This window comes from Aeromonas sp. 19NY04SH05-1 (assembly GCF_040581895.1).
Taxonomy (GTDB): domain Bacteria; phylum Pseudomonadota; class Gammaproteobacteria; order Enterobacterales; family Aeromonadaceae; genus Aeromonas; species Aeromonas enteropelogenes.
The window spans coordinates 918647-931348 of sequence record NZ_CP095328.1 but is presented as its reverse complement, the minus strand read 5'-3'; the positions used below and the strand labels follow the sequence as shown (position 1 = coordinate 931348).

Below are 12702 nucleotides of genomic sequence, written 5' to 3'. Positions count from 1 at the left end.
GTTTTTTATCAATAGATTGCAAATGATGATGGTAGGAGCCTGATCAGGCAGGCTCCCACCCGGACGGAATACTAGGCACCTGCCCAGAGGATGATGGCAAGCAGCTGCGGCGAGATGATCCGCAGGAACATGACCAGAGGGTAAACGGTGGCATAGGAGAGGGCGCTGGCCCCGCTGGTCGGATGCATGGCGTTGGCAAAAGCCAGGGCGGGGGGATCCGTCATGGAGCCCGCCAGCAAACCGCACAGGGTGAGGTAGTTCATCTTGCCATAGAGGCGAGCAAGCACGCCGACCACCAGCAGCGGGATCAGGGTAATGGCGGCGCCATAGAGCATCCAGGCCGGGCCATCACCATTGATCAGGGTATCGACAAAGCCAGCACCCGATTTGAAGCCGACCACCGCCAGAAACAGCACTATACCAATCTCTCGCAGTGCCAGGTTGGCGCTGGGGGGCATGAACCAGTAGAGCTTGCCGATGCTGCCGATCCGCGACAGGATCAACGCCACCACCAGCGGCCCGCCCGCCAGCCCCAGCTTGAGGGCAGCGGGGAATCCCGGCAGATAGAAGGGGATGGATCCCAGCAGCACGCCGAGGCCAATACCGATGAACACCGGCAGCATCTGCACCTGCTGCAGTTTTTGTTGCACGTTGCCCACCACATTGGTGACCGCCTCGATGGCGTCGAGCCGCCCCACCAGGTTGAGGATGTCACCGAACTGCAGGCTGGTCTGACTGGTCGGCACCAGTTCGATACCAGCCCGGTTGAGGCGGGAGATCACCACATCGTACTTCTGCTTGATGTCGAGATCGCGGATCTTCTTGCCGAGCACCTGCTCGTTGGTAACCACTACCCGCTCCACCCGCAGATCGGTGCCACGGGTCGAGAGAGAGGTCTCCACCTCCTCTCCCAGCACCAGCAGCACCTTGTGCAGGGCGTGGCGTTCGCCAACCAGATGCAGCAGATCCCCAAGCTCGATTCGGGACTCGGGCCTCGGCACCATCAGTTCCTCGCCGCGCTTGAGGCGGGAGCAGATGACGTCGGACTCGTCGAGGCTGGGGATCTCGCTTAGCATCAGACCATGCATGTTGGGGTTGCGCACCGCGATATTGATGGTCTGCAGGCTCTCCTTGGTCTTGCCGGTCTGCTGTTCGAACAGGGCGGCTTCGTCGTCGATCTTGATGCGAAAGAAGACTCTCACCAGCCACATGGTGATCAGGATGCCGCAGATGCCGAACGGATAGGCCACCGCATAACCCATCCCCATCAGGCCGGTCGAACCGGGCGCGGCGCCGAGTTCGCCCAGGATCTGCTGACCGGCACCGAGTGACGGAGTATTGGTGACTGCGCCAGAGAAAACCCCGAGGATCACCGGCAGCGGCACATCAAACAGCTGATGCAGAACCACCGCCACCACGCAGCCAAGCAGCACCAACAGGGCGGCAAAGCCGTTAAGCTTGAGCCCGGAGCTGCGCAAGGAGGAGAAAAAGCCCGGACCGACCTGGATGCCGATGGTATAGACAAACAGGATCAGGCCAAATTCCTGAATAAAATGAAGGGTCTGCGAATCCAGCGCCAAGCCGGAGACCCCTGCGAAGTGGCCCACTATGATGCCACCGAATAGCACCCCCCCTATTCCCAATCCAACGCCATAGACCCGCCAGTTGCCCAGCCACAGCCCCAGCACCGCCACCAGCGACAATATGCTGATGGAAAGCGCGATATCACTCATCTTGTGCATCCTTTGCGAATTGAAACTGTGACTAGCTTGTCAGTAAAAGCCGGGGCCAACTGTGTGATACCGCACGAATTTATCCTTTAAAACGGCGATAAATACCAATTAAGGGCTAGTCAGCGACATAACCATAGATGGCCGCAAAGTGACAAATGCTGCCCCCCAGCACGAACAGATGCCAGATGGCGTGGTTATAGGGAATGCGCTTGGCCACATAGAAGATGACCCCCAGGCTGTAGACCAGTCCGCCCAGGGCGAGCAGCAGCAGGCCGGCACCGGCCAGGTGGATATAGAGCTGATAGATGACCAGCAGCGACAACCAGCCCAGCATCAGGTAGGTAAAAAGCGACAACCGCTTGAATCGGTTGATGAAGACCAGCTTGAACACCACTCCCGCCAGCGCCAGCCCCCAAATAACCGCCATCAAGCCACGCGCCAGCGGCGTATCCAGAGTCACCAGCAGAAAGGGAGTATAGGTGCCCGCGATCAGCAGATAGATGGCGCAGTGGTCGAAGACCTTGCACCAGCGCCTGGCTTTTCCCTCCGCCACGCTGTGATAGAGGGTCGAGGCGAGGTAGAGCAGCACCAGGCTGCCCCCGTAGAGGCCATAGCTGACCAGCGCCCGAGTACCCTGTTCCCATCCCTTGACGAGCAACAGCACCAGACCGACGATCCCCAGCAGCAGCCCAGCCCCATGACTCAGCCGGTTGGCCAGCTCCTCCCGGGGGGAGTAATCCATCTCACCACTCATATACGCACTCCACGATAACTGGCTCCACTCTACCCAGCCCATTTTCAGTGTACAAGTGTTAGCTTAAAAAAGGGGATGGCTGTCACCCTCCCCCCCTATGGTGTATGCTCTGCCGCCGACGCCCGCGACAAGGGACATGCACACCGACCCCGGTGATCTGGTCTGGAGAACCTGATGAAGCTGACTGAGCTGTTTACACAACCGACCCCGGCCTTTGGCGAGGCGATGACCGCCCTGCTGGAGCATTTTCACCACTCGGATGACAGCCAGGCTCCCTACCAGCGCAAGCAGTTCACCCACCAGCTCGATCAGTCCCGCATGCCGACCCAGGGCATCAGCATCGACGACTATCTGGCCCGGCTGGCCATCCTGGTGCCCGGCGCCTCCCACCTCACCTCGCCACGCTACATGGGGCACATGACGGCACCATTACCGACCTTCACCGCCGAGCTATCGCGCCTGCTGGTGATGCTCAACCAGAATCCGATGAAGATGGAGTCCTCCCGTCTGCTCAGCTTTCTGGAGCGGGAGGTACTGGCCAAGCTGCACCGCCTCATCTACCGCGCCGATGACGACTTCTATGGCGAACAGATGCATGCCAAGGATGCCGCCCTTGGCGTCATGACCAGCGGCGGCACCATCGCCAACGTCACCGCCCTCTGGCTGGCGCGCAACCGCGCCTGTGGCGACAACCTGTTCGCCCTCTATGAGCAGGGTTATCGCGGCGCCGTGATCCTGGGCTCGCGGCTGATGCACTACTCCTTCGACAAGGGGATGGATCTGCTGGGGCTGGGGGCCAGAAGCGTATGGCGCCTCGACACCGACGAGCACAACCGGCTCGACCTGGCGGCGCTGGAGCAGGCCCTTGCCCGGTGCAAGGCACAGAAGCTGAAGGTGCTGGCACTGGTCGGCGTCGCCGGCAGTACCGACTTTGGCTCCATCGATCCCCTGCCGGAGCTGGCATCCATCGCCGAGCGCGAGCAGATCCACTTTCATGTGGATGCCGCCTGGGGCGGCCCGACCCTGTTCTCTCCCCGATATCAGGGGCTGCTGGAGGGGATCGAGCGGGCCGATACCGTCACCCTGGATGGCCACAAGCAACTGCTGGTGCCGCTCGGTACCGGCATGCTGCTCTGCCGCCAGCCGGATCTGATGATGACGGTGAAGCGCGAGGCCCCCTACGCCATTCGTGCCAGCTCCTTTGATCAGGGACGCTTCACCCTGGAAGGAACCCGCCCCGCCAACGCCCTCTATCTGGACGCCGCCTTCCAGCTGTTTGGCCAGCAGGGCTACGCCAGCCTTATTGAGGCCAACTACGATCGGGCACGCCTGATGGCGGCGCTCATCGATGCGGATCCCGCCTTCGAGCTGATGTCGGCCCCCGTGATGAACCTGCTCTCCTATCGCTGCATTCCGCCCCATCTGCAGGGCAAGCCCTTGAACGAGACAGCCAACGAGCAGATCAACGCCTTCAATGTCGCCCTGCAAAAGGCCCAGCGGGCCGAGGGGCACAGCTTTGTCTCACGCACCCAGCGGGCGGTGGTGCGCTACGGTGCCCAACCCCTCACCCTGTTGCGGGCCGTGCTGCTCAATCCGCTTATCGAAGAGCACCATATTCGCGAGCTGCTGGCGGATCAGAAACGCCTCGGCGGCGAGATTGCCGGCCAGATCTTCGACCAGAGTAGCGACAGGGAACCGGATGCAAAATGAGCGGTCTTATTCATTTGCCGTTATCCACCTTGCAGGTAAACTGAACCAAATTTTGAGGGCAATGGGCCAGACATGAAGCAATTTATTGAATTTATTCCGCTTATTGTATTTTTTGCCGTATACAAGTTCTACGACATCTATATGGCCACCGGCGCCCTGGTGGTGGTGACCGGCCTGCAGCTCATCTATGGCTGGGTGCGCTATCGCAAGGTCGAGAAGATGCAGCTGTTCACCTTCCTGCTGGTCGGCTTCTTCGGCGGTCTCACCGTCTTCTTCCACGATGACGCCTTCATCAAATGGAAGGTGACCGTGGTCAACGCCCTGTTTGCCCTGGGACTGCTCATCAGCCGCTACGGTTTTGGCAAGAACCTGATCAAGCAGATGCTGGCCAAGGAGCTGCAAGCCCCAGATGCTATCTGGGACAAGGTCAACCTCGGCTGGGTCGGCTTCTTCACCGTCTGTGGCCTGCTCAACCTCTATGTGGCGTTCAATCTGCCGCAGGAGATCTGGGTCAACTTCAAGGTATTCGGCCTGCTCGGCATGACCCTGGTCTTTACCCTGCTAAGCGGTGCCTACCTCTATCGCCACCTGCCCGCCGAGCAGAAAGGCGAGCTGAAAAAATAATCGCATCAAGAAAAGGACGCTCTCATGTGGTATCTCATCTATTCGGAAGATGTTCCCAACAGCCTGCCGCTGCGCAAACAGGCTCGCCCCGCTCACCTGGCCCGTCTGCAGGCACTGCAGGATGAGGGTCGTCTGCTGACCGCTGGCCCCAACCCGGCCATTGATGCCGAGGATCCGGCCGATGCCGGCTTCACCGGCAGTACCGTCATCGCCGAGTTTGCCAGCCTGGCGGATGCCCGGGCCTGGGCCGATGCCGATCCCTATGTGGCGGCCGGCATCTATGCCAGCGTCACGGTCAAACCGTTCAAGAAGGTCTTTTAAGAGACCGCTGCCGCAAACGATGGATGCAAAGAGGCCGGACACTGTCCGGCCTCTTTTTTCTACCCCGGCTGCCAGCAACACCCGATCAGGCCTTCGCGACAAACCAGGGATTGAGGATATCCGGCTTGTTGTAGGCAAGGGGCTCGCCATCGAGCCGGGTCACGCTGCCGCCGGCCCCCTCCAGTACCGCCTGGGCGGCCCCCGTGTCCCACTCGCAGGTAGGCGCAAGACGGGGATAGAGCTCGGCGCCCCCCTCGGCGATGATGCAGAACTTGAGGGAGCTGCCCATGGAGACCAGCTCAATCTCGCCCCGTTCCATATCACCAAAGCGTGCCAGATAATCGAGGGTCTCCCGCGAGAGGTGATTGCGGCTGCCCACCACCCGCCAGGGGCTTCCTTCCCGGTGCGGGCGTGTCTGGATGGCCTCACACCTGCCATCGGCGATGCACCAGGCACCGAGTCCCTTGCCGCCATACCAGAGCTTGTCCAGCACGGGGGCGTAAACCAGCCCCCAGCACGGTACCCCCTCTTCAATCAGCGCGATATTGACGGTGAACTCGCCGTTGCGGGAGACAAACTCCTTGGTGCCATCCAAAGGATCCACCAGCCAGTAGCGCCGCCACCCCAGCCGCTCGGCCATCACTTGCGGGCCTGACTCCTCCGACAGCACGGGGATATCCGGCGTGAGCCTGGCAAGCGCTCGTACTATCACCTCGTGGGCCCCCTTGTCGGCGGCAGTGAGCGGGCTCTCGTCACTCTTGTACTCTACCGCAAAGGGCTGGCTGTAGATGGCCATGATGGCCTCCCCCGCGGCGCGGGCAACGGGTTCAATCTCGGCAATCTCGGGTCGGTACATAAGGGGCTCTTCCAGTGTGCAGGCCAGTCAGTGTAACCCTTTTGACATCAATCGCTTATAGCTTATTGCTCTGAGCTATGTCCTTCGGTTGCGACCTTGAGCTGGTATGCATCAGCGTGCAATCAAGAGTCAGGAACCACCTACATGGCGCACGCCCGGGGCCGCTTCTCCCGGGATGGCATCATAGGTATCCAGAGTAATGAAGCGACGCTTTTCAGCTATTTGCACAGACTCTTCTGCCGAAGCGATGCGTTGAAACAAAGATTTCATTTCGTTTCCATCCATCATGATTCGATGATAAAGCCGCAACAAAGCCTTTCTCCTGTACAAGAGAACATAGTGACTCGCTACACATCAATCTCAAAAAGCTTCGATACCTTTCTTTTTGTGATCTTACTCATAGAGCAGGCTGCACTCTGTTTTGTTGTGCAGGCCACAAGCATATGGTTTTGAAACAGATCGAAACTTTTTCTGATGACCAGACGGGCAAGGAGGGTGGAATGAAAGGGATGCAGGGTCTTGTCCTGCGAGATAAACAGGAGAGCCACCTGTATCAACTGGTGGCTGACTGCCACTCTCCGATACGCCACCTTGGGTTTGTTCGAATCTCCCCATCCACAAGCCACAGGAGGCAACCCGCCGGCACACCATTCTGACCTTTCCACAACCGCACGGAGACAACCATGCACTCACGTACCGCGAGCATGACGCTGCTGGTCATGCTGACCCTACCCACCTTCGCCCGGGCCGAGGTGATGTCGCTGGAGGGAAACCAGTACCGCATCACCGTCGAGACAGCGGCCGACCAGTTCCGAGAGATCACCTTCACCAACACTGCCAATGGCGATCTCATCCGCTCGAACAACCTGTTTGATATCAAAGGGCTGGATGATCGGCTGACCTCATCGGCCGACTTCAGAGTCACGGCGTTTGCCAAGGCGCAGGACCATATCAACATAGAGTTGAAAAACGCCGACTTCGTGGTCAAAAGCGCTATCCGGCTGCCCTCGAACAAACGCTACGCCAGCATTGACTTCTCACTAGGTACTCTGCAAAACGACAAGCGGATCAACGGTTTTTCCATGCTGCCATTTCGCACCCAGGCCCCGTTCGTCTATGGCGCCATCAACAGTTCCCCCATCATCAGCGACAGCTTCTTCATCACGCCGCAGAATCCACTGGTCAATACCCGTGCCTACGAGGGGGGCGTCAGCCAACTTGTCTCCCTCAAACTCCCCCTCTCGCAGGACAAACCGCTCAGCTATCGCACCTATATCGGCACTTTCGGTGAGGGCCAGCTCAGACGCGACTTCAACCGCTTTATCAATGACGCCCGCGACAGACCTTACGCCCCCTATCTGCACTACAACTCCTGGCTCGACATAGGCTTCTTCAATCCCTACACGGAGGCCGAGGCCCTCAAGCGCATCAACCAGATTGGCGAGGCGTTGGTCAAACAGCGTGGAGTACCCGTAAACGGCTTTCTGTTTGATGATGGCTGGGACAATCGCAAGGGCAACTGGGCATTTAGCAAGGACTTCCCCGACGGTTTTCGCAAACTGAAAAAGGCTGCCGAAAAATACCATGCCCAGCTCGGGATCTGGCTTTCCCCTTGGGGCGGCTACAACAAACCAAGGGATGAGCGGATCTCCCATGCCGCCGAGTTCGGGTATGAGCTGAGCGATGGCAAGTTCGCCCTCTCGGGCCCGATCTACTATCAAAACTTCCACCAGAAGGTGATGTCGCTCATCAAGGAACAGGGGGTTACTCACTTCAAGTTTGACGGTACCGGCAATGCGGACAAGCTGATCAAGGGGAGCCGCTTCACCAGCGACTTCGATGCCGCTATCAATCTCATCGCGGATGCGCGGGCCACCAACAAGGATGTGTTTATCAACCTGACCACGGGTACTACGGCCTCCCCCGCCTGGCTGTTCTTCGCCGACTCCATCTGGCGCGGCGGCGATGACATCAACTTCTACGGTCCGGGCTCCAAGGTTCAGCAATGGATCACCTATCGGGATGCCGAAACCTATCGTTCTATCGTCAAAAACGGTCCCCTGTTTCCGCTCAACTCCCTGATGCTGCACGGATTGGTCTATGCCAAGCAGGCCAAACATCTGGACAAGCAGTCACCGCAGGACTTTGCCGATCAGGCCTGGAGCTACTTCGCCACCGGTACCCAACTGCAGGAGCTCTACCTCACTCCCGAGCTGCTGACCGGTGAGAACTGGGATCTGCTGGCCAGGGCCGCGCTCTGGTCACGCCAGAACCAGGACGCTCTGTTTGACAGCCACTGGATCGGCGGCGATCCCACCCTGCTGGAAGTCTACGGCTGGGCCGCGTGGAGCCCCGACAGAGCATTTATCTCCTTGCGCAATCCGTCGAGCCAGCCTCAACAATTCCTGCTGGAACCACAGCGTCAACTTGAGATCCCGTCGGGGGAGGCAAGCTACTTCGAGGTTCGGTCACGCTATGGCAACAACCCGACCGTCCCCTCTTCGCTTGGCAATGGCGCCGTCATCAAGCTGGCACCGCTGGAGCTCATTACCCTTGAACTGACGCCCTCCATTGAGCTGACCCCCGCCAGCTAGCAAACCACAGGTCAGGCACAATTCAGCATGCCGGGCTGCACTGATAAAAAGGGACGCCGCAGCGTCCCTTTTTATCTCTTGTCAGTCTCGGCCGATCAGATCCCCTGACGGGCTTCCTGCATCAGTGCACGCATATCGCTGACCGCCTTGGCCAGGCCGTCGAAGGCGGCACGACCGATAATGGCGTGGCCAATGTTGAGTTCATAGAGCTCGGGAATGGCGGCGATGGCCTTGACGTTGTGGTAGTGCAGGCCGTGGCCGGCATTGACCTTCAAGCCCTTGCCGGCGGCATAGGAGGCACCGGCGGCGATGCGCTTGAACTCGGCATTGCGCTCGGCATCCGTGGTGGCATCGGCGTAGCGACCGGTATGGATCTCGATGAAGGGAGCACCACTCGCGGCGGCCGCATCGATCTGGATGGGGTCGGCATCGATAAACAGCGACACCTGGGCGCCGACGGCGGCCAGACGGGTCACCGCATCGGTCACCTTGTCCAGCTGGCCGGCTACGTCCAGGCCACCCTCGGTAGTCACCTCGGTGCGCTTCTCCGGCACCAGGCAGACGAAATGGGGCTTGATGCGGCAAGCGATGCCGATCATCTCTTCGGTCACCGCCATCTCCAGGTTCATCCTGGTCTGGATCGTCTGGCGCAGGATCTCCACGTCCCGGTCGGTGATGTGACGGCGATCTTCCCGCAGGTGCACCGTGATGCCATCGGCGCCAGCCTGCTCGGCCACGAAGGCGGCCTGTACCGGATCCGGGTACTGGGTGCCGCGGGCATTGCGCAGGGTGGCGATATGGTCGATGTTCACACCCAGGTAGATTTCACTCATGACGACTCCTTGAAACACTTCATTTGTTGACTGTGCGGCTGCCGCCTTGGCGCCAGCTCCGATATCCGTATGTCAGCCTTGCATGCTGGCTTTGCGTTTCAAAAACAGCTCCCGGCTCTTGAGTTGGCGTTTGCCGAGATAGGGTTGCAAGGCCAGCCGGCTGAAACGCTTGGCCGCCTGCAGCAGGGGGGGAGTATCGAAACGTCCCTCGGCGAAGGCCAGCAGGTGGGCACCGAGGAACAGGGTACGGGGATCCGGCGCCCGCTCGCAAGCGACAAAGCCCAATTCACGCTCGAAACCGTAGAGCAGTTCGGGCTGGATCGGCGCATCGTCGTCGGCGGCATATTCGAAGTCCACCGCATAGCCGAGGGCCTGCAGCAGCAGAAATTCGAAGCGTCGCAAGGGCAGCTCCGGGGTCTCGCCATCCGCCAGCGCCATGATGGCACGGGCATAGGCATCGAACACCTCGGGGAAGGGGGTATGGGCTTCCAGCAGGTAGTAGACCAGCTCGTTGAGATAGAGGCCGTAGAAGAGGCGATCGCCGCCTAAGCGCAGGGAGTGATCCGGGCACTCCACCTGGGTGAGGTTCTTGAGATCCCCCTTGCCACGCCAGGCGATGGTGAGCAGGGTAAAGGGCTGCAGCAGCCCCTTCAGAGGGGAGCGTGGCCCGCGGGAACCGCGAGCCACCAGGGTAAAGCGACCACTATCCTGGGTGAATACCTCGACCAGCTGGCTGGTCTCCCGATAGGGCCGGCTGTGGATGACGAAAGCCGGGGTCAGCAATCAGTCGTCACCATACCCGAGACTACGCAGGGCGCGCTCGTCATCGGCCCAGCCCGCCTTGACCTTGACCCACAGCTCCAGGTGCACCTTGTTCTGGAACAGCCGTTCCATGTCGAGGCGCGCTTCTGTACCTATGGTCTTGATCTTCTCACCCTTGTTGCCGATGACCATCTTCTTCTGGCCATCGCGCTCCACCAAGATCAGGGCGTTGATGTGGAAGATGCCGCTCTCTTCAACCTTGAAGCGCTCGATCTCCACCGTCACCGAGTAGGGCAGCTCCTCGCCGGTGAAACGCATCAGCTTCTCACGGATGATCTCGGAGGCCATGAAGCGGGAGGAACGGTCGGTCACGTAATCTTCCGGGAAGAAGTGCACATTCTCCGGTAGCAGATCCTTGGCCCACTCGCGGATCTTGGCCACGTTGGTGCCCTTCTGGGCGCTGATGGGCAGGATGTGGGAGAAGGCCATCTGCTGACCCAGCCACTCGAGGTGGGGGAGCAGTTCTTCCTTCTCCTTGACGTTGTCGACCTTGTTGACCGCCAGCACCACAGGGCACTTGAGGTGGCGCAATTTGCCCAGCACCATCTCGTCATCCTTGGTCCAGTGGGTACCGTCGACCACGAACACCACCATGGCCACGTCCCCCAGCGAACTGGTGGCGGCGCGGTTCATCAGGCGGTTGATGGCCCGCTTCTCTTCGATGTGCAGACCCGGGGTGTCCACATAGATGGTCTGGTAGTTATCCTCGGTGTCGATCCCCAGGATCCGGTGACGGGTGGTCTGGGGCTTCTTCGAGGTGATGCTGACCTTCTGGCCAAGCAGCTTGTTGAGCAGGGTGGACTTGCCCACGTTGGGGCGGCCCACGATGGCGACAAAGCCGCAGTAGGTAGTATCTGTCATGACAGTTTTTCCAATGCTTGCTGCGCTGCGGCCTGTTCGGCCTTGCGGCGACTGGTACCGACCCCGACCAGCGGACCATCCAGACCTTCCACCTCGCACTGCACGGTGAACTCCTGGTTGTGGGCCTCGCCCTTGACGTTGGTCACTGTATAGGTCGGCAGGGATTTGCGGCTTCCCTGCAGAATTTCTTGCAGACGGGTCTTGGGATCCTTCTGCTCTATGCCCGGCTTGATCTCCTCCAGGCGGCTGGCATACCAGCCCAGCAGCAGGGTCCGGATCGTCTCGAGATTGGAGTCCAGATAGATGGCGCCAATCACCGCCTCGACCGTGTCGGCCAGGATGGACTCACGGCGAAAACCGCCGCTTTTCAGCTCGCCCGGCCCCAGGATCAGGTGATCCCCAAGGTCGAACTCCCGGCCCAGCTCGGCCAGGGTCTTCTCGCGCACCAGGGTGGCACGCATCCGGCTGAGATCCCCTTCCGCCGCTTGCGGGAAGCGGTGGAACAGATCATCGGCAATCACCAGACTCAAAATGGAGTCGCCCAGAAATTCCAGTCGCTCGTTGTGACGGGAACCGGCGCTGCGGTGAGTCAGCGCCCGGGTCAGCAATTCTTGATCCTGAAAGACATGCCCGAGACGGGACTGCAGTCTGTTCATCTTGATATTCATTTACTTGATTCCGCCAATGCGGTTGAAGCGCACCCCTGTCGGTACCCAGCTTGGCAGCAGGGAGCCTTCTTCGCGCTCAAATTCAAAACTTATCCAGATAGCGACCGCCTTGCCCACCAGATTCTGTTCGGGCACGAAGCCCCAGAAACGGCTGTCGGTGCTGTTGTCGCGGTTGTCGCCCATCACGAAGTATTGCCCCTCCGGCACCACCCACTCATCCGGGTATGTGCCCGGCTGGCGATAGTAACGGCCGACCATATCGGGCATCAGCGGATTGCGCAGGGTCTCGTGGGAGACGTCGCCCAACTGCTCGGTATAGCGGTCAAGGGGGATCCCCATCTGGGTAAATTCACCTCTTTGTTCAAACTTGATGTCGAGCTTCTGGAAGCCCGGGCACGTTTTTCCTTCCTGCTCCTCGCACTTGGGCCGGATCATCAGCTCCTTGTTGCGATAGATGATCCTATCCCCCGGCATGCCGACTACCCGCTTGATGTAGTCCACCCGAGGTTCGAGCGGGTACTTGAACACCACCACATCACCGCGTTTGGGCTCACCGGTCTCGAGGAACTTGGTGTTGGTCACCGGATCCCGCAGACCGTAGGCAAACTTCTCCACCAGGATGAAGTCGCCCACCAGCAGGGTGGGCATCATGGAGCCTGACGGGATCTGGAACGGTTCGAAGATGAACGAACGCAATACCAGCACGAAGGTGATGACCGGGAAGATCCCGGCGGTCTGTTCGATCCAGACCGGCACGGGAGCGACCTTGGCCAGGGTCTTCTCGTCCAGATTGGCGCCACCGTGGGCACGGGCCACGGCGATCTTGGCCGCGCGCTGCTTGGACCAGATCATCTTGTCCAGGCACCAGATAACACCGGTGATCGCGCAGACCACCACCAGGATCAGGGAAAACGTGCTAGCCATCT

General features: G+C 59.9%; 13 protein-coding genes. 4 read left to right on the top strand and 9 right to left on the bottom strand.

Annotation, left to right across the window (positions count from 1 at the left end; translation table 11 throughout):
* Positions 1-71: 71 nt before the first annotated feature.
* The gene (locus MRK42_RS04430) at positions 72-1733 is read right to left on the bottom strand and encodes a putative transporter (RefSeq protein ID WP_042028323.1); all 1662 of its coding nucleotides are present in this window, start codon (positions 1731-1733) and stop codon (positions 72-74) included.
* Between the two features lie 115 nt (positions 1734-1848).
* Positions 1849-2487, bottom strand: coding sequence for a hemolysin III family protein (locus tag MRK42_RS04425; protein ID WP_042028321.1), 639 nt, complete (start codon positions 2485-2487; stop codon positions 1849-1851).
* Between the two features lie 174 nt (positions 2488-2661).
* Between MRK42_RS04425 and MRK42_RS04420 the strand changes: the two genes are divergently transcribed.
* From MRK42_RS04420 to MRK42_RS04410, 3 genes are all read left to right on the top strand, one after another.
* Entirely contained in the window at positions 2662-4197 is a 1536-nt protein-coding gene (locus MRK42_RS04420; protein ID WP_201942044.1) for a pyridoxal-dependent decarboxylase, read from the top strand.
* Positions 4198-4269: 72 nt separating this feature from the next.
* Positions 4270-4821: a septation protein A gene (locus MRK42_RS04415; protein WP_026456166.1), complete on the top strand. Its 552-nt coding sequence runs from the start codon at positions 4270-4272 to the stop codon at positions 4819-4821.
* A gap of 24 nt (positions 4822-4845) precedes the next feature.
* Positions 4846-5142: a YciI family protein gene (locus MRK42_RS04410; RefSeq protein WP_026456167.1), complete on the top strand. Its 297-nt coding sequence runs from the start codon at positions 4846-4848 to the stop codon at positions 5140-5142.
* A gap of 85 nt (positions 5143-5227) precedes the next feature.
* Here the strand turns inward: MRK42_RS04410 and cysQ are convergent, their stop codons facing one another.
* Positions 5228-5998, bottom strand: coding sequence for a 3'(2'),5'-bisphosphate nucleotidase CysQ (cysQ, locus tag MRK42_RS04405; protein WP_061477147.1), 771 nt, complete (start codon positions 5996-5998; stop codon positions 5228-5230).
* A gap of 129 nt (positions 5999-6127) precedes the next feature.
* The gene (locus tag MRK42_RS04400) at positions 6128-6310 is read right to left on the bottom strand and encodes a hypothetical protein (protein ID WP_338611809.1); all 183 of its coding nucleotides are present in this window, start codon (positions 6308-6310) and stop codon (positions 6128-6130) included.
* Between the two features lie 371 nt (positions 6311-6681).
* Here MRK42_RS04400 and MRK42_RS04395 point away from each other — a divergent pair, with 371 nt between their 5' ends.
* Positions 6682-8592, top strand: a complete 1911-nt coding sequence (locus MRK42_RS04395; RefSeq protein WP_338611808.1) for an enterotoxin — start codon at positions 6682-6684, stop codon at positions 8590-8592.
* A 95-nt stretch (positions 8593-8687) separates the two neighbouring features.
* On the opposite strand, the gene pdxJ is transcribed toward MRK42_RS04395, so the two are convergent.
* The 5 genes from pdxJ to lepB all read right to left on the bottom strand — a co-directional run bounded on the left by pdxJ (position 8688) and on the right by lepB (position 12700).
* Entirely contained in the window at positions 8688-9425 is a 738-nt protein-coding gene (gene pdxJ / locus MRK42_RS04390) for a pyridoxine 5'-phosphate synthase (protein WP_010635030.1), read from the bottom strand.
* A gap of 72 nt (positions 9426-9497) precedes the next feature.
* Positions 9498-10208, bottom strand: coding sequence for a DNA repair protein RecO (gene recO, locus MRK42_RS04385; protein ID WP_042028311.1), 711 nt, complete (start codon positions 10206-10208; stop codon positions 9498-9500).
* Entirely contained in the window at positions 10209-11108 is a 900-nt protein-coding gene (era, locus tag MRK42_RS04380; RefSeq protein ID WP_026456171.1) for a GTPase Era, read from the bottom strand.
* Positions 11105-11776 carry a ribonuclease III gene (gene rnc / locus MRK42_RS04375; protein ID WP_026456172.1) on the bottom strand — a complete coding sequence of 224 codons (672 nt, stop codon included), beginning with the start codon at positions 11774-11776 and terminating at the stop codon, positions 11105-11107. The genes era and rnc overlap by 4 nt, the downstream gene beginning before the upstream one ends.
* Positions 11777-12700, bottom strand: a complete 924-nt coding sequence (gene lepB, locus MRK42_RS04370) for a signal peptidase I (protein WP_338611807.1) — start codon at positions 12698-12700, stop codon at positions 11777-11779.
* Positions 12701-12702: the final 2 nt, after the last annotated feature.